Consider the following 18,904-nt stretch of genomic DNA (forward strand, 5'->3'; position numbering starts at 1 on the left):
ATCTGAACTTGGACGCGAAGCGCAAAAGGCACGACGGCGGGACACCGCCACTGCCGCCGTCGTCCGCTGTTTCCGGGCTACTTCGTGAGTGCTTCCTCCAGCCATGACCTCAACACCGGCGCGGGAGCCGCGCCGGCCTGCCTCGCCACGATTTTGCCGTCAACAATGACCATCAACGTCGGCACCGCCTGGATGGCGAACCTGGCAGAGAGCTGCGGCGAGTGATCCACATCGACCTTCACAAGTTTGATCTGCCCGGCGCGTTCGTGTGCCAGTTGGTCGAGCACGGGGCTCACCATCCGGCAGGGTCCGCACCACACCGCCCAAAAGTCCACCAATACCGGAACACCGGCTCGTTCGGCGATCGCGCTGAAGTCGTCGTCGCCCGCTTCAACCACCCAAGGGAGGTCGTGGTGGCAATTCCCGCAGCGCGGCCGGCCGTCGGCGGCGGCCGGAACGCGGTTCGACTTGCCACAGTGAGGACATTTGATGATGGCTTTATTCATGTGGTTCCGGCCTCCTCTAGCTCCGATGTGTTGTATTCAACCACGAGCTCGTTTCCGGATACGGTCACTGTGATCACTCCGCCCTCCTCGATGCTTCCGCGCAGCAAGGCCCGACCCACCTGCGTTTCGACAACATGGGAAATATAGCGGCGCAAGGGCCGGGCTCCGTAGACCGGATCGAAGCCCCGTTCGGCAATCAGAAGGCGTGCTTGTTCGGTCAGGTGCAGCTCTATTTGCTGCTCGGCCAGCCGCTGCCGCAGCTGCTGAAACAGCAGATCAACGATTCGTTCGATTTGCGCCAGTCCCAAGGGCGCGAACAGGACCGTGTCGTCGACGCGATTAAGGAACTCGGGTCGGAAGTGCGCCCGGAGCTCACCCAACACCATGCCGCGCGCCTCCTCCGTGATCGTCCCTCCTTCGGCCGAACCTTCCAGAAGATACTGGGAGCCAATATTGGACGTCATAATGATGACAGTGTTGCGGAAATCGACCGTCCGGCCCTGCGAGTCTGTAATCCGTCCGTCGTCGAGCACCTGTAACAAGGTGTTAAAGATGTCCGGATGGGCCTTTTCCACCTCGTCAAAGAGCACCACCGAGTATGGCTTCCGGCGTACCGCTTCTGTGAGCTGTCCTCCTTCGTCGTAGCCGATGTAGCCGGGCGGAGCGCCCAGCAGGCGGCTCACTGTGTGGCGTTCCTGATACTCGCTCATATCCAGCCGGATCATTGCGTTCTCGCTGTCAAATAGCGATGCAGCCAATGCCTTGGCAAGCTCGGTTTTCCCGACTCCCGTGGGGCCGAGGAAGATGAAGGAGCCGATGGGTCGCCGGGGATCCCGGATACCGGAGCGGGCCCGGATAATGGCGTCCGACACCGCGGTAATCGCTTCTTCCTGTCCGACGACGCGGGCGCGAAGGATTTCATCCAGGTGAAGGACCTTCTCCCGTTCGCCCTGCTTCAGCCGGGCGACCGGTATCCCGGTCCAGGCCGCGACAATGTCGGCGATCTCGTCCTCGGTCACCACCTCGCGGAGCAAGCGCTTTTCGCCTTGTTTAGCGGTCAGCCGTTCTTCTTCGGCGGCCAGCCGCCGTTCGAGGTCGGCAAGTCGCCCGTAGCGTAGCTCTGCCGCCAGGTTGAGGTCGTAATTCCGTTCGGCTTCCTCAGCCTCCAGCCGCGCCCGCTCCAGTTCAGTACGTATTTCCTGCAGTTTGTGGATCGCCTGGCGCTCGGCCTCCCATTGGGCCCTCTTGGCGTCGGCTTCGGCGCGCAAGTCCGCCAATTCACGCCTCAACTCCGTGAGCCGGGTCTTGCTGGCCGGATCGGTTTCCTTGGCAAGTGCCGCTTCTTCGATTTCGAGCCGCGTGACCTTCCGGGTGAGCTCATCCAGTTCCGCCGGCATCGAGTCGATTTCCGTCCTGAGCCGGGCGCACGCCTCATCCACAAGGTCAATGGCCTTGTCGGGAAGAAACCGGTCAGTGATGTACCGGTGGGAAAGGGTGGCCGCGGCCACCAGGGCACTATCCTGGATCCGTACGCCATGGAATACCTCGAGTCGCTCCCGCAAGCCTCGAAGGATTGAAATGGCGTCCTCGACGTCGGGCTCCTCAACCGTGACCGGCTGGAAGCGGCGCTCCAATGCGGCGTCAGACTCGATGTGTTTGCGGTATTCGTCGAGCGTGGTAGCGCCGATCATGTGCAGCTCCCCGCGGGCCAACATGGGCTTCAGCATGTTGCCGGCGTCCATCGACCCCTCGGAAGCGCCTGCCCCGACGACGGTGTGCAGTTCGTCCACAAAGAGCAGGATCCTGCCTTCTGCCGCCAGCACCTCGGCCAGCACAGCCTTCAACCGTTCCTCGAATTCGCCGCGGTACTTGGCACCGGCCACCAGGGCGCTCAGGTCCAGCGAGAAAATGGTCTTGTTCTTCAGGCCTTCGGGCACATCCTGCCGGACGATCCGCTGGGCCAGTCCCTCCACAATGGCGGTTTTGCCGACTCCAGGCTCACCGATAAGCACCGGGTTGTTTTTGGTCTTGCGTGACAGTATCTGGACAACCCGCCGGATTTCCGAGTCGCGGCCGATGACCGGATCCAGCTTTCCGGTACGCGCGTCCGCCACCAGATCGCGGCCGTACTTCTCCAGCGCTTCGTAGGTTTGTTCCGGCGTTGCCGAGGTAACGCGCTGGTTTCCCCTAACCTGGGTCAGGACCGACAAGAATGCCTCGCGGGTAATGCCGTGTTCCGCCAGCACCCTGCCGGCCGCCGATGCCCGGCCTTCCTCCGCAAGCGCGACCAGCAGGTGTTCCACCGAGACGTACTCGTCTTTGAGCCGTTTGGCTTCACGTTCAGCAGCATCAAGGAGTGTGCCAAGCCTACGGCTGACGTACACCTGACCGGGTGCTGCGCCAGGCCCCGTGACTTTCGGCTTCTTTTGCAGCTCGGTCTCGACCGCCCTGTTCAGCTCCTCAACGTCAATCTGCATGCCTGCGAGCAGTCGCGGGACCAGTCCCGCCTCCTGTTCCAGCAGGGCCGCAAGCAGGTGCTCCCCGTCGGTCTCGGTATGGCCGTGTTGCTGGGCGATCCGCTGTGCCCCTGCCAACGCCTCCTGCGACTTCTGGGTAAAGCTCTCCATGTTCATGGCGAAGCAGTCCTTTCCACATACGAGATTTCAACCAAACGACGTTCCAGCGTGTCCACCCTCGCCAGCAAATCCAGTACCAGCGGGATTGCCGCATAGTTCAGCGACAGCTCCGAATGCAGACGCAGGACGCGGGCGATCAATTCAGGAGCCCGCGGGCTGAACCAGGGACCGCCCGGACCATCGCCTCCCAGCGGCCGGATCAGATCCAGCTCCACGAACCTCATGACGACGTCGGAGTGGACACCGCTGCTACGAGCCACCGCTTCGAGACTCAGGCGCCACGGATAGGCGAGCGGATATTGGCGGCTCACAGCAGCCCCTCCCTCGGGTGGAAATCGGACACGGCTGCAAGCTGCTCGTAGATCTTGCGCACCTCATTACTCAACCGCGGGGGCACCATGACGCGGATCTCGGCGTAGAGGTTCCCCGGCTGGCCTTTCGGGTCGGGCAACCCCTGCCCGCGAAGCCGTAGTCTGCGTCCGCTGGAAGACCCTTCTGGAACGGTCATGGTCACAGGGCCGCCGGGCGCGTTGACCTTGATCCTGGCCCCGAGCGCCGCTTCGGACGGCGTGACGGGAAGGTCGAAATGGATGTCCCGGCCTTTGAGGCGGTACCTCGCGTCCGGCTGGATGCTCACGGTCAGGAAGAGATCCCCCGGCCGGCCCCCGTCGCGGCCACCGGCGCCCTCCCCCGCGAGTCGGATACGCTGGCCGTCCACCACACCGGGCGGCACGTTGACGTCGTAATTCCGCGTCTCGCCACCTGGCTCTGCCAGGCGAACCGTGCGCCGCCCGCCGCGGATTGCTTCTTCGAGCGTCAGCCGAAGCTCGGCCTCGTGGTCTGAGCCCGGCGCCGGACCCGCCCCGTGCTGACGGAACCAGCCACCCAGCAGATCCTCCCAATCGACGTCCCCTCCCATGTCGACATGGGCGCCGCCGTACGGGCCGCGTCCCGGGCGCGGGCCTGGGCGCGGACCACCTGAACCCCACCCCGCGCCGCCGGCCTCCGAATCAGCACCGCTACCGGCATATTGCCGGTAGTCCGCGCCGAACCGGTCATAGCGCGCCCTGGTTTCGGGATCTGACAAAGTATCGTACGCCTCGCCGATCTCCTTGAACTTGTCCGCAGCATCCGGCTCCCGATTGACGTCCGGATGGTATTTCCTTGCCAGTTTTCGGTAAGCCCGCTGGATTGCATCCGGCTTCGCCGTGCGAGGGACGCCGAGGACTGAGTAGTGATCCTTAGCCACGGTCAGCGGTCACCGCCCGGCTCACGACGACGGCGGCGGGCCTGAGGATGGTATCAGTCCCGCCGTAACCCGGGCGCAGGACGGTGATCACTGTCCCGGGAGGAACGTCATCCGTCTCCGATACGCTGACCACCTCGTGAATCCTAGGGTCAAAGGGGACGTTCTCGCCGTCGATCCGGGGGTACCCGAGGCGGGCCAGGATATCGATGGCCTGAGAACGGATAGCGGCCAGTCCATCCACGAGGGGGTCCCCGGCAGAGGGGGCATGAGCGAGGGCAAGTTCCAGATTGTCCAAGACGGGCAGCCACAGCAGCGAGACCGCTGCGCGCTCCTGGGCCCTTAGCTGTGAGGCCTCCCTGGCGGCGCGTTTTCGAATATTGTCTGCGTCAGCCAGCGCGCGGCGCCAAAGATCCTCCATTTTGGCCAGCGCTTCCGCCGACGCCCCAGGCATGGTTTCCGTTTCGCCGGCTGCGGCGGTCTCCGTTCCATCACTTCCTGGATCGGCGTGCCCAGCCGGCCCTGCGTGGTCGCTCATGGCCGTACCTAGCCACGATCGAATTCTGCATCGACAATGTCATCGTCATCCACATTGTCAGAAGTCCCGGGCTGAGACACGGGTCCCGGGCCAGCCCCTGCACTGGCCACGGAGGCTGCCGAGGCACTCAGGGCCGACTGCAGCTGCTGGAGCTCGGAAATCAGTTCCCTCGCCGCCCCAACGTCGGCCTGGTTGCTGACGGCGTCCCGCGCCTGACCAACCAGTAGTTCAGCACGGGCCTTGTCGTGCACCGGGACAGCATCACCCAGCTCATTGACGGCCCGCTCAACGCGATAAGCCACCGCGTCGAGTTCATTCAGGGTGTCAATGCGCTCCCGATTCTGCACATCCTCGCTCCTGTGGGACTCGGCCTCGGCAATCATTCGCTCGACTTCCTTGGCATCGAGGTTGGATCCTTCACTGATCGTGATGCCTTGTTCCTTGCCTGTGTCTTTATCGCGGGCTGTGACGTTGAGAATGCCGTTTGCGTCGACGTCGAACGTGACCTCAACCTGCGGTTCGCCGCGAGGCGCCGGCCGGATATCGGTTAGCTGGAATCGACCCAGAACCCGATTATCCGCAGCCAGTTCCCGCTCCCCCTGCAGGACCACGACGTCCACGGCAGGCTGGTTATCATCGGCGGTGGAGAACACTTCGCTTCGCCGTGCGGGGATGGTCGTGTTGCGCTCGATGATCTTTGTCATGACACCGCCGCGGGTCTCAACCCCCAGGGAAAGCGGCACAACATCCAACAGCAAGACATCCGAGACTTCGCCCTTAAGAACTCCGGCCTGAATCGCCGCACCTATGGCCACGACTTCGTCCGGATTGACGCTCATGTTCGGATCTTTTCCACCGGTCAGGCGCCGGACCACATTTTGTACCGCCGGAATACGGGTGGATCCGCCGACCAAAATCACTTCATCGATGTCGTTGGCGGTAACCTTGGCATCCGTCATCGCCTGTTTGACCGGATCCATGGTCCGTTCCACCAGATCATGAGTAATGTCTTCAAAAACAGAGCGCCGAACAGTGGTGGTCAGATGCTTGGGCCCCGCCGCGTCCGCAGTGACGAAGGGGAGGCTGACCTGCGTCTGGGTCACAGAACTTAGCTCGACCTTCGCTTTCTCGGCCGCTTCGAACAGACGTTGCAAGGCCTGCGCATCCGCACGCAGGTCAATGCCCTCCTGCTTCTGGAAATCATCGGCCAAGTAATCAACAAGGCGCCGGTCGAAATCGTCCCCGCCAAGGTGCGTGTCGCCCGCCGTCGAACGGACCTCCACAACGCCGTCGCCGACGTCCAACAGGCTCACGTCAAAGGTTCCTCCGCCCAGGTCGAAAACCAGAACCGTCTCATGCTGACGTTTGTCGATGCCGTAGGCCAGGGCGGCTGCGGTAGGTTCATTGATAATCCGCAGGACTTCCAACCCCGCAATTCTGCCAGCGTCCTTGGTGGCGGTTCGCTGTGCATCGTTGAAGTACGCAGGAACCGTAATGACTGCTTCCGTTACCTTCTCGCCCAGTTGCTTCGCGGCGTCGTCCACCAGCTTACGAAGAACGAGCGCACTCACTTCCTCAGGTGCCACCTTCTTACCTTGCACCTGGAAACGCGCCACACCGTTGTCGTCCGCCACGACGTCGAAACTCACTGCCTTGGCCTCATCAGTGATCTCATCATTGTGACGGCCGATAAATCGCTTGGCCGACGTGATGGTTCCCTTGGGGTTGAGGATCGCCTGCCGGCGGGCCAGTTGCCCCACGAGCCGTTCCCCGCTGTCGGTGTAAGCCACAACTGACGGGGTTGTCCGCGCTCCTTCCGCGTTGGGAATGACGCGCGCCTCCCCACCTTCCCAGACAGCGATCACCGAGTTGGTTGTTCCGAGATCAATTCCTACTGCCTTGCCCATGACTGACTCCGGTCCTGGAGAACGCGACCGGCCCTGCGGCGACGTCCGCCCGAGGTTGCACCGCACGACGCAGGCCGTTGCCGCCCAGCCAAGAGGCTCAGGGGTTTCGTGGCTTCGTCATGCAGTCTTATAAAGTTGAGTCTGCCCCCTGGACGGGAGAGCCGCATGACCCTGTTAGGTCAAATATGCTGCAGCAAATTAACCTGTCGTGCGAACGGCCCCGGGCGTGGAGACGAAGGCACTGACACAGGTGGGGATCGGCCACATGGCCGGTCCAACCAAGCAAGGGTCACGAGCACGTAAACCACTTGACAGGCAGCTGAGCCGGGTCTAGTACTGGGCTATATCTGGTGCACCCCGCTCGCCGGGCCGGATGGTACCCACACCATTGGTCAGTGCCGACGTAACATCGTTGTTGGCTGTCACGGCCGGGTCGGCTCCATGAACGAACCATCACAGGAGCGGACATGACTACACGAATTCCCGACCCGCATCTCGCGCAAATTCGTCCGGTTCGGGTGCGCACGCCGGAAGGCTGCGAGGAATGTCTATCCCTGGGTACTCCTTGGGTTCACTTGAGGCTGTGTCTGTCCTGCGGCCATGTCGGGTGTTGTGATTCGTCGCCCATGCGGCACGCCCGAGCCCACGCCACCGAGTTGCATCCAATCGTTCTTTCCTTGGAGCCCGGCGAGAATTGGCGCTGGTGCTATCCCCACGAGGCATTCGTCTAAGAAGTTGACGGGGGCAACATCTGATGCAGCCTTTCGCAGACTCCGGGCCGGTTGAAACACCGGATGTCTCCGGCGCCTATCCGCGGCTAAGCCAGGCCCAGATCGATTTACTGAGCAGAGTCGGCACCATCAGGGGTTCCGCCGCCGGCGAAGTCCTCACACGGGAGGGCGACCTCGACGGCGACTTCTTCGTCGTTCTGCAGGGCACCGTAGTGGTCGTGGAGGGGCTATTGGACGTTCAGGGCAACCAGGCCGCGCAGCTGGGTCCAGGCACGCACATCCTCGAAGTCCACGGTCCTGGACGGTTCCTCGGGGAGCTGGGCCTGGTCGAGGGGCAACCGTCCTTTGTCAGTAGCGTGTCCGCCGAAGCTTCCAAGGTGCTGCAGATCAGTGGTGAAGATCTGCGCCGCGTGGTTCTGACGGACGCCGCGGTGGGTGAGACCATCCTCCGTGCGTATCTTCAGCGCCGCATCCTGCTGATCGGTACCGGCGCGGGCATCCGGATCGTCGGATCCCGCTTCAGCCGCGACACCCTCCGCCTCCTGGAGTTCTCCGCCTCCAACCGTTTGCCGCACCGACTGGTTGATCTTGAGAACGACGGCCAAGCACAAGCCATTCTGGACCGGGTCGGTATCCCCGCGGGCGACCTTCCCGCAGTGGTGCTGAATGCTTCGCAAGTCCTCAGGAACCCCTCAAACGCAGACCTGGCCCTCGCCACGGGATTGCGAGCTGTCAAAGAACATTCGACCACCTACGATCTCATGGTGATCGGCGCTGGTCCTGCTGGCCTGGCGGCGGCCGTGTATGCAGCATCCGACGGACTGTCCGTCGTCCTTAAAGAGGGCGGCGGGCTGGGTGGGCAGGCAGGTACCTCACCGCGGATCGAAAACTTTCTCGGCTTCCCCGCCGGCATCTCCGGCGGCGAACTCACAGAAAGGGCGATCCTTCAGGCCCGAAAGTTCGGGGTACACATTAACGTCGCCTGCGGGGCACGCACCATCGCCTTGACGGATGGCGGTTTCCGCGCCGAGTTCAACGGCAGCGGCCCTGCCTCATCACGGGCCGCTCTGCTGGCAACAGGGGTCCACTACCGCCGGCTGCCGATTGCTGGGCTGGAGTCGCTGGAGGGAAACAGCGTCTTCTACGCCGCCACTGTCCATGAAGCCAGGCTCTGCGGATCGCAACCAGTGACAGTCGTCGGCGGGGGAAACTCCGCCGGCCAGGCCGCGCTTTTCCTGGCCGGCACCGGAGCAGCAGTGCGTCTGGTGGTGCGGGGGACGGACCTGCGCGCGGATATGTCGAGGTACCTCGCGGACCGGATCGAAGAGCAATCTGCCATAACGGTGCTTCTGGGGGCCACTATCGTGGGCGTCAGTGGTTCAGGCGCACTGGAACAGGTCGTGGTCGATCTGCGGGCCACGGGTGAACAACACACCTTCGATTCCCGCTACCTCTTCATTTTCATCGGTGCCGTACCGCACACAGAATGGTTGCAGGGTACGCTCGCGCTGGATGACAAAGGCTTCATTCTGACCGGCGCTGACCTCGGGGAGTTCCCTCCAGAATTCAGCCATCTGGGGCGCAGAAGACTACCCCTCGAAACCAGCGTACCCGGGATGTTCGCGGTGGGGGATGTTCGGCATGGATCAGTGAAACGTGTAACAGCTGCTGCCGGTGAGGGCTCAACAGCGGTGGCCATGATCCACGAACACCTGCGCTTACTCCGGTTTGGGCCGTCGTCGGACGCTGAACCATTAGCCTCAGATCCCACATCGGCCACAACAGCTTAACAACGGCGGAGTACAGGCGTAGGTTGGGTCCCAAGATGCCGATTCAAGCCTTCCACATTGGCAAGTGAATGAAAGACGGCATGTTGGCCAAATACGGCGTTGGCTAACCTGCGGAGAGGCTCATCTACAGGAAGGCCTACCGGGGCCCAGGATCGTCGATTTTTTGTTGCACGTGATGGAGGCAAGCGGCTTGGCCGGGTCGTGATCACTGAGAGCAACAGTTCCGCCCGGTCTTGTGTCCAGCAGGCCTCCCATTGGACGAAGCGAGGATTCACATGATCGACCAACGTGCGGCAGAGGAATTCCTCAACACGGCCACGCAGGCGGTATCCGAATTGTCGTTTTGTGAGATCCAGGACCGGTACCTTGCGGTGAATGGCCAGCTGAAGCCCGTCCTGGCACGCGCGGCATCACCGCAGGATCAAGACGTCCGACGCCTCAACGGCAAGGACTCGGTGCTCCCGGGCGCCAGGCCTGGCTGGCTCTATGCGCTGTTCACAAGTAGCGGCGGCGAGCTGAATGGGTGCTTGGTCCTGTCCGCCGACAACCCGCCGGATATCCCCCAGCTAAAACAGCTGCGGGCCGTTGCAGGGGTAGTGGCAGCAGCTCGCACCTCAGAACTTCCCCAGGACACTCCCGGTCAGCCACACCGACGTGACGGCGTGGACCCGCGACTCCGGTCTCTGTCGGTGCGAATCCTGGAGCTGGAAGAACGCGACAGTATCCGGGAGGCTTTGGACCAGGGCGCGGCCCTCGACCTCGGTACAAGTGAGACCAGGGAGGGACTACTGGCGAAGGTCCTTTCACGGCTGACGGGCCGGCCCATCTACATTGAGGACGCCTTCGGGAAAATCAGTGCGGAGGCTGGCATCGGTTCGACTCCCCCTTACCCGAGGCTGCCCGCAGCGGCCAGGTTGCGCACTGCCCAACTTTGGATCTCCTCGGGCTTGCCAGTCAGCGAACATCGAAGGCTCGTCGCCCTTGCCTTGTCGCACGGAGAGGTGCTGGGAGCTGTCTGCATGCTGGAAACCGACCTTCCGGTCACCGCCGCCAATGTCTTCGCGTTGAAGTACGCAGCGCGGCTCTTGGAAGCAGAGTTGTCGCACCGCCGCGCTCTTGCCTTGCTGGAGCTGAAGCTGGGGCGGGACCTCGTGGACGAACTCGTATCCGGAATGGAGGCCGCAACAGCAGTAGTCCGTACCGCGGCATTGGGATATGACATCAGTGGTCCGCAGCACGTCGTCGTGGCGGTGTGGGAGCCGCCAAGAACTGATGACACGGTGGTAGACGCATTGCGCCGGACGTTCCAGAAACTCCACTGCTCCGCACTTGTATCAGGGCGTTCGGACATGGCTGTTGCCGTGGTGCGTGGAGATCCGTTGGGTGCCGAAGTGTATTCCGTCGTTGCCAAAACCCTGCGAAGTGCCACCGGTTCCGTGGGCATCGGTGGTTCCAGCCTTGATGTCGAGCAAATTCCGCGTTCCTTCTCGGAGGCCTTGCACGCGCTGCACATTCGAACCGCCTCAATCGATTGCTACGGGGCCACCCGCTTTGATCAACTCGGGATCTACCGGATCCTGGACACAGCTGGGAACGTACCGGACCTGGTCGGTTATCTCGACGAGTGGCTAGGTGACCTTCAGCGTTCCGACGAGAGCCGAGGGTCGGACCTGGTTCAAACTTTGGCCCAATACCTTGACCACGGCGGCAACTACGACAAGACGGCAGAAAGTCTGGCCATCCATCGAAGCACTCTGCGCTATCGCTTGAATTCCATCCGGCAGATCACCGGCTTCGATCTTGCCCATCCCGAGACCCGCCTGAATCTGCACGTAGCAACGCGGGCTTGGCGCCTTCGTCCGCACGGTGCCTTGTTCCACCTCCCATAGCGGTGCCTAAATCAGGCTGTGGCCGCAGTGAGCGCGCCACCGGTTGACCATGCGGGGATGCGTCACGGAATCCGGCTTCACTCGTTATGAACGATGAACAACAGGAGACAAGCGCGTGCTGGAACATTCTTTCGATATGAACCCTACTAGTGCCCGTACGCTGGGCGTGCTCGCCGAACCCGAAGTCACAGCCGAATTTGCCGAGCGCAACGGGCGCGAAGTACGCGATCTGCTCAACCTCGCCGATGAGCGGCACGTCTGGTCAGTGGTGATTGAGTACCAGGATTTTACTGCCGGCAACGGGTTGGAGCCCATGTTGGGCTCCTTGGCGAAGCATAGGAACCTCCGCGCATGGGACGTCATGGTTTGCCTCACCGACCTTCCGATCCGGATGGATGGCCGGACCGTGATCGCGGAGGTTGCGCTTGGCGAGCAGATCTCCCTTGTTTCCGTGCCCGCTCTCGGTGCCATCAACATGGACCGCCGGGTCCGCACCGCCGTCGCCGATCTCAGCTGGGCGATGCACCGTCCTTTCGATCCCGAAGATGAAGCGGTGGAATTCGGTCCACCCTCGTTACACAAATCGAGGCATATTGAAGCCACTGTTCCCGACCAGGGGCCGATTGGGTTCCGCTACGTCTCAGCAACCCGCCTCGGCCGGGGACGATTACTGGCGGGCATGCTGCGTGCGAACCGTCCATGGCGGCTCGTCTTCGGCCTGAGAAGCGCGATGGCCGCCGCGATTGCCACCGGCGCTTTCGCCCTTGTCACGAACACCATCTGGCAGCTCGCAGACCTCCTCGGGACGACGAGACTGACACTGTTGATGGCACTTTCCATCAGTTCGATGGTGTTCTGGATCATCGTCCAGCACGATCTGTGGGAAAGCGCCAAACGCAACGATTCCCTCGAACGATACAAGGCTTCCTTGTATAACATCTCGACGGTGTGGTCCCTCATAATCGGCGTCGTTATCAGCTACTTCCTGCTGTTCGTGGCCGTGCTGCTGGCCGCTGCGTTCACCATCGACAACGCCCTGTTGGCGGTAACCATGCAACACCCAGTGACTTTTTGGGACTTTGCCGAAGTCGCGTGGATGACCACTTCGGCGGCGCTGATCGGTGGTGCGTTGGGCTCGGGATTCGAGTCAAAGGACGACATTCTTCGAGCTGCGTACGGTCAACGGGAACGCCACCGTCGCCAGTCGGTCGCCGATGACGAATGATCGTGTCCTGACGGCGGAAATCCACGACTTTAACGTCATTCCGCCGCGGCGCAGGCCGACCCACCCTCAGCGGACGAACCTCCCCGTCGGCCGCAGGTAGAATTTACTGTCGGCCAACCACCCCAACAACATGATCACGAACAGTCGCAGGGACGCGGCACATCTAATCTAGTTCCAGCCAGAAAGTCCCAAGCCCATGGAAAACACTTCTCGCGACAATCCCGTTGGCAGACCGGACGGCGCACCGCATGATCACGTACGGCGCTACGCGGTTCCGGTCGGGCTCAGTCCCGAAGAAAAGTTCGAACACTGGCGAAGCTGGTACGGCAGTGCAATTGACGCTCCAGTTCGGCTGGAAAAGACCGACAAGCTGGTACGACCGAGTTTCAATCCAACAGCCCTGAGCCTGGACGGTCCCGGCTTCAGCCTTGTCGATGTCACGAATGAACCCGCCGATTGTTTCTGGAGCGGTGAAACGAGGCCCAGCGATTGGCTTGTATATTTCAGAACTGCCTGTAACAAGTTCAGCTTCTCGGGACGCGGGGAGTCCGTCTCGCCCGGGACAGTCAGGTTCTTTGATCTTTCTTTGCCGGGCAACTTCCATGCACCAGCCGGTTTTAGCGCTGTGCGGATCCACTTCGATCGGGACCTGCTGGGCTTGGACGACAAAGCCATGAAACGGCTGAAAGAGCTGGCTGATATCAGAAGCAATCCCATCCTGCGTGGGTTGATTCTTCCTGCCCTGTCTGGGTGGCAGCGGACGGTCATTGCGCAGGAGATCCAACATCTCCAGCCGGTCGCCCGGTCCATGATGTTGGCTCTGGTCAGCTCCTTGCTTGAAACCCCGGCCGATCCCGGGGATCTCAAGCTGGCCCGCATCGCAACGATCAAGAAATTCGTGCGCAAGAACTTCAGAAGTCCTGCGCTCACCGTTGACGAGGTTGTAGCTTACTCTTTTCTTTCACGCCGGGCGCTCTACTACCTTTTCGACGACGAAACACTTCAGGTCAGCGGATACATCCGCGCCCTGCGGACCTTGGAGGCCATTGATCTCCTCGCCGAGGCAAACTCATGGAGACGTTCCCTGACGGACATAGCGGGCGCCAGCGGGTTCACAACCCTCCCAGCCATGCGGCGCGCTGTCAAGGAACTCACTGGCCTCTCGTTGAGGGACGCGCAGGAGAAGCCAGTACTACTGCAGATTAGAGCCGCCGAACTAAGAAAACAGACCGAGTTGTGACCCCTCGGACAGCTGCTCGCCTGGCATGAAACCGCCGGACCGCGTTTGCTTCAGAGGGATAAGCCAGGTGGCTCGGCGCCGGGCTCGGAGGGACACCAAGCGATCAAGATCATCGAGGTCCCTATTGGCCGGCGCAGCCCCTTGCTCCCGAGGATCAGCCCTGGATATGGTGACGATCGTCAATCGCACTTGTTGGCAACCGGTTCCGCCACCACGAGTGGGACCCGATCGCCCGAAGCACAGAGGGTCGCCCCAAGAGGTACCCTTGTCCGGTCTTAACTCCCAGCTCAGCCAGCGTGGCCAATTCGGAACTGGTTTCAATTCCCTCGGCGACCAGCCCGGCCCCGATGTGGGAAGAGAAGCTGAGCATTGCCGCGAGCAGAGCTTTCTGGCCAGGATTGGTATCAACTCCCGCGACGATTGACCGGTCGAGTTTGATGAGCTCCGGATTGAGCCTCAGGATGTGTCGCATGGAGGAGAACCCGGCTCCGACGTCATCAATAGCTATGCGTACCCCAGCGCTTCTCAGTGGGGCGAGCGCTGCCGTGAGACGGGCGTAGTCAGCTACGGGTGAGCGCTCGGTCAGCTCTACGACGATTCGCTCTGGCCTGAGACCTGATTTCCTCACGATCCCACTTAGCCTCACGTCAAGGCACGCAGATGGTGAGAGATTGACGGCGACGTAGACGTGGGCAGGAAGACCCGCAGCGGCGGCCAGTGCCATTTTCAAGGCCAGGAATTCGAGTTCGAGGCCGCGACCGATTGACTCTGCGTCTGTGAACCACTGATCTACAGACCTGAACGGAGGGCCTATGATGCGCGTGAGCGCTTCGACGCCTACAACCTCGCCCGTTCCCAAATGACAGATCGGCTGGAAAACCACGGTTAGTGACCGGGTGGTCAACAGAGAATCGACGCGTGCCGCAATGTCCTGGTCCCTTCGGCTCAGCGCACGCGGGACATCCGCGGTGGCGAGTTCCATAGGGCCGAAGGTATGTGAGGCTTCGATGAGCTCACCGTCTCGGTGCCGAATGAGCCGCCACGTGCCATGAACTGCGGCCGGGAAAAGCAGGACCGTGATGAGGGTGCACACTCTGGCATGCGCCTCCAGGCCGGCCCACGGCTCAAGTCCAAAAGCGAGGGGCAGGAGTACCGACAACGTTGACAGCACCCCGCCGAACAGCAGGCATAGCAACCATCGACTACCAACGCTCTTATGAGGGGGGACGCCGTCAGTCAGAGCTGGACACATGGACAACAGGCGTCGACGGAGAAATGCTCCGACGTGCGCTCCTAGCCGCTGCATCAGTCGTGGGAGTGTGGTGATGCAGCGCATCGGGTGTTCACTGAATGGGGGTCGATCGATGGCGCTTCACGAGAAATCCGCACTCTCTGCGGGCCCGCTTCCACGCCACTCCCTCGACGGAAACGAGGACGCAGGGCCATCACCTGTGGCCGACAGCCCACGCTGGGAAAAGTCGGCATGGTGTTGACGGTGCACATAAGGCCCTCCTGTTCGTGTTGGGGTCGCCGGGCCATAGTGCCGCGCATGGGCAAACGCTGCCTCCCGCACTTGTGGGCTTTGAAGCCGCCGACCGGTTTTCAAATCCTACGGTTGCCGCCCACCGGGCCTGGGCGACAAGCATTCCAATGTGTGCATCCTTTGATTGCTAAGCGATCAATTCGTGCAGAATCCTGTCCGCGCCGCACATTGACGACAACTTGCCGCCCTGGAACATTCCGCCCAAGGGGCCATCCAGAACGCGCAATTCATCGCACGGGCCCGTCGAATCAGGAGATGTTCCACCCGGCGCCAGTAAATCCGGCGGGCAACGGTGGGCTATACGCTGATGACTTCCGGCCGCCTCCGGGGAAGAGAACCAGTCCCTCCCCCGAGCCGGGCACGGACCCCACTGAGAATTCCCGGACCAAACAAAGGACATCATGAGCGAACTTCGCGTGGGCGACAACCTCCCCTTGGAGCTGTTGAGTTTTAGCGCCGTCGGGTGCCCTGTCTGGTCAGGTCAGCACGAAATCGAGGAGATGTGCGTTCTCGATGCCGGGCATACTGGACGGCACATCGCAATCGACGCGGCCATGGTTGTCCGTGCCATGTGGGAATGACGTTCGCAACCCATGTTCCGGCCGGGGTCGAGGTAGTTGGCGGAGCCCACTTCGCAGCGTCTCGTCCTCAGTGGCGGATTCGCTGATTACCGAGTTCCTCGATTAAGTCTCCAGTGATCGACGCACGGCCCGCGGCGGCCGCAACTTCGCGGCAGGTCTCCTGCAGGCATCCTTCGGGTCTGACAAGGCAGTTGGGTTGATGGGCGGGGTGGCAGCCTCCCACGCTCCTGGGAATCTCCCTCAAAGGCGTTCAGGGAAGGTCCTCGAAACGGTCCGCAACACTATCTCTGATCGAAATCGGGAAATCCCGGCATTGAAATGACCAACGCCGGCCCCGTTCGCGCGTCACAAGTGGACGAGGCACAGGCCCAGTTCATTCGTTGCCACCCGCCCACCCGTCTGCAACAAGTTTCTGGCGCTACACCTCGACAGCGTTAATAAGTGTGCTTAGTATTAAGGCTCATTCGTTGTCTCGTTTTCGGGCGGACGGGCAGGTACCCGGACAGCCTGACGTCTAAGAGCCTCGGGCATTCCGCCCCTTTGAGCGGGCCCGGACCTCAACTTGCATTCCCCATTTCCTCGCTGAATCAACGCCCGTTTCTGGGTAACGGCTGCGCCATCATTCCGTTCAGGGCACCGCGGCATTTCTGCGCCTGCGCCCACGGAAAGCTACATCGACGTGGTCGGATCGGCTTGGGCAACAAGAAAAGAGCGGAAAAATGAAGGCAGTAGTCTACAAAGGACCGAACGATGTCAGCGTCGAGGACGTACCTGACGCCAAGATTGAGCGCCCCGCCGACGTGTTGGTGCGAATAACGTCGTCGAATATTTGCGGTTCCGATCTGCATATGTACGAGGGCCGCACCAGCTTCGAAACCGGACGCACCTTCGGGCACGAGAACCTCGGTGAAGTGATCGAGGTCGGCTCAGCAGTGAGCAAGGTCAAGGTGGGCGAACGGGTGGTACTGCCGTTCAACATCGCCTGCGGATTCTGTAAGAACTGTGAACGGGGCTTCACCAACTACTGCCTGACCATGCAGCCCGAACCCAAGCTCGCCGGCGCGGCGTACGGGTTCGCGGACATGGGCCCGTATCAAGGCGGACAGGCCGAGTACCTGCGCGTGCCGTACGGAGACTTCAACTGCCTGCGTTTGGGCGAGGACGCCGAGGAGAAGGAACTCGACTATGTCATGGTCGCGGACATCTTCCCCACCGGATGGCACGCAACCGAGATGGCCGGCGTTTACCCCGGCGACTCGGTAGTCATCTACGGCGCAGGGCCAGTAGGACTTATGGCAGCCTACTCGGCCATCATCAAGGGCGCCGGAAAAGTCATGGTGGTGGACCGGCAAAGTGACCGCTTGAAGCTTGCCGAACAGATCGGTGCCATCCCTGTAGACGATTCCAAAGTGGACCCTGTTGAGTTCGTCAAAGACCAAACCATGGGGTTCGGGGCTGACCGGGGTTGCGAGTGCGTCGGGTACCAAGCCCACGACCCGAGCGGAAACGAACAGCCCAACCTGACGTTGAACCGCCTGGTGGACTCCGTCCGGTTCGTCGGCGGCCTAGGCGTAGTAGGCGTGTTCCTGCCGCAGGATCCTGGAGCCCCGGACGAACTAGCCAAGCAGGGGCAGGTGGCCTTCGACTACGGAAACTACTGGTTTAAGGGACAAACGATGGGCTCCGGTCAGTGCCCGGTCAAGAAATACAACCGGGCCCTTCGCGACCTCATTGCCGGCGGGAAGGCCAGCCCCTCCTTCCTCGTCAGCCACGAACTGCCACTGGACAAGGCCCCGGAGGCCTACAGGAACTTCGATGACCGCGTCGACGGTTGGACCAAAGTGGTCCTCCACCCGGCCGGCTCCTAGAGCCTGACAGGCTAATCCGATGCCGGAACGAACTACTTCCCGGAAGGGGAACTGATGCGATCCATGGTGTATCGCGGGCCTTATAAGGTGCGCGTGGAAGAGAAAGACATACCGCAGATCGAACATCCCAATGATGCGATCGTGCAGGTGAAATTGGGGGCCATCTGCGGCTCAGACCTGCACCTTTATCACGGCATGATGCCGGACACGCGGGTCGGGATGACCTTCGGACATGAGTTTGTGGGCGTGGTCCACGAGGTGGGTTCCTCAGTCCAAAACCTGGAGGTCGGGGATCGGGTCATGGTTCCGTTCAACATCTACTGCGGGTCCTGCTACTTCTGCTCCCGCGGCCTGTATTCCAACTGCCACAACGTCAATCCGAACGCCACCGCCGTGGGCGGCATTTACGGCTACTCCCACACCTGCGGGGGTTACGACGGCGGCCAGGCTGAGTTTGTGCGCGTGCCATTCGCTGATGTGGGTCCCACCAAGATTCCGGACTGGATGGACGAGGAGGACGCCGTACTGCTCACCGACGCCCTGCCCACTGGCTACTTCGGCGCCCAGTTGGGCGACATTGCCGAAGGTGACACCGTTGTGGTGTTCGGTGCCGGCCCGGTGGGACTGTTCGCAGCGAAGTCAGCCTGGCTCATGGGAGCGGGGCGGGTGATCGTCATCGACCACCTGGAATACCGACTGGAAAAGGCCCGCTCATTCGCCCACGCCGAGACCTACAACTTTGTGGAGTACGACGACATTGTGGTGCACCTGAAGAAAGCCACGGACTATCTGGGCGCCGACGTCGTCATCGATGCGGTGGGAGCCGAGGCGGACGGCAACTTCCTCCAGCATGTGACCAGCAGCAAGCTGAAACTGCAGGGCGGATCCCCCATCGCCCTCAACTGGGCCATCGACTCCGTCCGCAAGGGCGGCACTGTGTCAGTCGTGGGCGCCTACGGGCCGCTCTTCAGCGCCGTGAAGTTCGGCGACGCGATGAACAAAGGGCTGACGCTTCGGATGAACCAATGCCCGGTCAAAAGGCAGTGGCCCCGGTTGTTCGAACACATCCGGAACGGGCACCTCAAACCCAGTGACATTGTCACCCACCGCATCCCTCTGGAGCACATCGCCGAGGGCTACCACATCTTCTCGGCGAAGCTTGATGACTGCATCAAACCCCTCATCGTCGCAACCTCGGCCTGAA

At 61.7% G+C, this 18,904-nt stretch carries 15 protein-coding genes; 8 read left to right on the top strand and 7 right to left on the bottom strand.

All coding sequences use genetic code 11. From position 1 onward, the window contains the following. Window positions 1-77 precede the first annotated feature (77 nt). Genes trxA through dnaK form a run of 6 tightly spaced genes read right to left on the bottom strand, consistent with a single transcriptional unit; the run spans window position 78 to window position 6,833 of the window. Window positions 78-506 (bottom strand): thioredoxin, encoded by a 429-nt coding sequence (trxA, locus tag J3A64_RS07455; protein ID WP_011774574.1) that lies wholly within the window; start codon window positions 504-506, stop codon window positions 78-80. Continuing rightward, on the bottom strand, window positions 503-3,139 hold the full coding sequence (gene clpB, locus J3A64_RS07460; RefSeq protein ID WP_210063949.1) for an ATP-dependent chaperone ClpB: 2,637 nt from the start codon (window positions 3,137-3,139) through the stop codon (window positions 503-505). Before clpB ends, trxA begins: the two co-directional genes overlap by 4 nt. Continuing rightward, the gene (locus tag J3A64_RS07465; RefSeq protein ID WP_011774572.1) at window positions 3,136-3,453 is read right to left on the bottom strand and encodes a chaperone modulator CbpM; all 318 of its coding nucleotides are present in this window, start codon (window positions 3,451-3,453) and stop codon (window positions 3,136-3,138) included. Before J3A64_RS07465 ends, clpB begins: the two co-directional genes overlap by 4 nt. Next, window positions 3,450-4,391: a DnaJ C-terminal domain-containing protein gene (locus J3A64_RS07470; protein WP_210063950.1), complete on the bottom strand. Its 942-nt coding sequence runs from the start codon at window positions 4,389-4,391 to the stop codon at window positions 3,450-3,452. Before J3A64_RS07470 ends, J3A64_RS07465 begins: the two co-directional genes overlap by 4 nt. Continuing rightward, on the bottom strand, window positions 4,384-4,926 hold the full coding sequence (locus tag J3A64_RS07475) for a nucleotide exchange factor GrpE (protein ID WP_210063951.1): 543 nt from the start codon (window positions 4,924-4,926) through the stop codon (window positions 4,384-4,386). Before J3A64_RS07475 ends, J3A64_RS07470 begins: the two co-directional genes overlap by 8 nt. 8 nt (window positions 4,927-4,934) lie before the next feature. After that, entirely contained in the window at window positions 4,935-6,833 is a 1,899-nt protein-coding gene (dnaK, locus tag J3A64_RS07480) for a molecular chaperone DnaK (RefSeq protein ID WP_011774569.1), read from the bottom strand. Window positions 6,834-7,300: 467 nt separating this feature from the next. Between dnaK and J3A64_RS07485 the strand changes: the two genes are divergently transcribed. The 5 genes from J3A64_RS07485 (at window position 7,301) to J3A64_RS07505 (ending at window position 13,708) form a co-directional block, all read left to right on the top strand. Further along, window positions 7,301-7,564: a UBP-type zinc finger domain-containing protein gene (locus tag J3A64_RS07485; protein ID WP_011774567.1), complete on the top strand. Its 264-nt coding sequence runs from the start codon at window positions 7,301-7,303 to the stop codon at window positions 7,562-7,564. A gap of 23 nt (window positions 7,565-7,587) precedes the next feature. Next, the gene (locus J3A64_RS07490) at window positions 7,588-9,354 is read left to right on the top strand and encodes an FAD-dependent oxidoreductase (protein WP_210063952.1); all 1,767 of its coding nucleotides are present in this window, start codon (window positions 7,588-7,590) and stop codon (window positions 9,352-9,354) included. Between the two features lie 275 nt (window positions 9,355-9,629). Then, a complete protein-coding gene (locus J3A64_RS07495; protein WP_011774565.1) occupies window positions 9,630-11,243 on the top strand; it encodes a CdaR family transcriptional regulator in 1,614 nt (537 codons plus the stop codon). A 136-nt stretch (window positions 11,244-11,379) separates the two neighbouring features. Next, entirely contained in the window at window positions 11,380-12,468 is a 1,089-nt protein-coding gene (locus J3A64_RS07500) for a hypothetical protein (RefSeq protein WP_011774564.1), read from the top strand. 196 nt (window positions 12,469-12,664) lie between these two features. Then, window positions 12,665-13,708 carry an AraC family transcriptional regulator gene (locus J3A64_RS07505; protein ID WP_011774563.1) on the top strand — a complete coding sequence of 348 codons (1,044 nt, stop codon included), beginning with the start codon at window positions 12,665-12,667 and terminating at the stop codon, window positions 13,706-13,708. A gap of 154 nt (window positions 13,709-13,862) precedes the next feature. Here J3A64_RS07505 and J3A64_RS07510 read toward each other — a convergent pair whose 3' ends face one another. Then, a complete protein-coding gene (locus J3A64_RS07510) occupies window positions 13,863-14,801 on the bottom strand; it encodes an EAL domain-containing protein (protein WP_307807171.1) in 939 nt (312 codons plus the stop codon). 851 nt (window positions 14,802-15,652) lie between these two features. Between J3A64_RS07510 and J3A64_RS07515 the strand changes: the two genes are divergently transcribed. The 3 genes from J3A64_RS07515 to J3A64_RS07525 all read left to right on the top strand — a co-directional run bounded on the left by J3A64_RS07515 (window position 15,653) and on the right by J3A64_RS07525 (window position 18,903). Then, window positions 15,653-15,832, top strand: a complete 180-nt coding sequence (locus tag J3A64_RS07515; RefSeq protein ID WP_011774561.1) for a hypothetical protein — start codon at window positions 15,653-15,655, stop codon at window positions 15,830-15,832. 719 nt (window positions 15,833-16,551) lie between these two features. Continuing rightward, window positions 16,552-17,700: a glutathione-independent formaldehyde dehydrogenase gene (locus J3A64_RS07520; protein WP_011774560.1), complete on the top strand. Its 1,149-nt coding sequence runs from the start codon at window positions 16,552-16,554 to the stop codon at window positions 17,698-17,700. 54 nt (window positions 17,701-17,754) lie between these two features. Continuing rightward, a complete protein-coding gene (locus J3A64_RS07525; protein ID WP_014921687.1) occupies window positions 17,755-18,903 on the top strand; it encodes a zinc-dependent alcohol dehydrogenase in 1,149 nt (382 codons plus the stop codon). Window position 18,904: the final 1 nt, after the last annotated feature.

Source organism: Pseudarthrobacter sp. PvP004, from assembly GCF_017876035.1.
Classification (GTDB): Bacteria; Actinomycetota; Actinomycetes; order Actinomycetales; family Micrococcaceae; genus Arthrobacter; species Arthrobacter aurescens_A.